The organism is Herbaspirillum sp. UBA812 (assembly GCF_002296545.1).
GTDB lineage: Bacteria > Pseudomonadota > Gammaproteobacteria > Burkholderiales > Burkholderiaceae_D > Herbaspirillum > Herbaspirillum huttiense.
This window is the reverse complement of the sequence record NZ_DBIC01000207.1, coordinates 403-618: the sequence shown is the minus strand read 5'-3', so window position 1 is coordinate 618 and position 216 is coordinate 403. Positions and strand designations below refer to the sequence as shown.

The window sequence follows — 216 nt, the reverse complement described above, 5'->3', positions numbered from 1 at the left end:
CAGTTCCTTGTAGCGCTGCAGGGTACCCTGGACCGCACGGGCGGTCTCGTAGTGTTCCTGGCCGACCACTTGCGGGTCCAGCTGGCGCGAGGTCGAGTCCAGCGGATCGACGGCGGGGTAGATACCCAGCGAGGCGATGTCACGCGACAGAACGACGGTCGAGTCCAAGTGGGCGAAGGTGGTTGCCGGCGACGGGTCGGTCAAGTCATCCGCAGG

The 216-nt window shown here is 66.2% G+C and carries 1 pseudogene; it reads right to left on the bottom strand.

Annotated elements, in window-relative coordinates:
- A pseudogene (locus B3873_RS13605) lies at positions 1–216 on the bottom strand (F0F1 ATP synthase subunit beta); the annotation flags it as partial.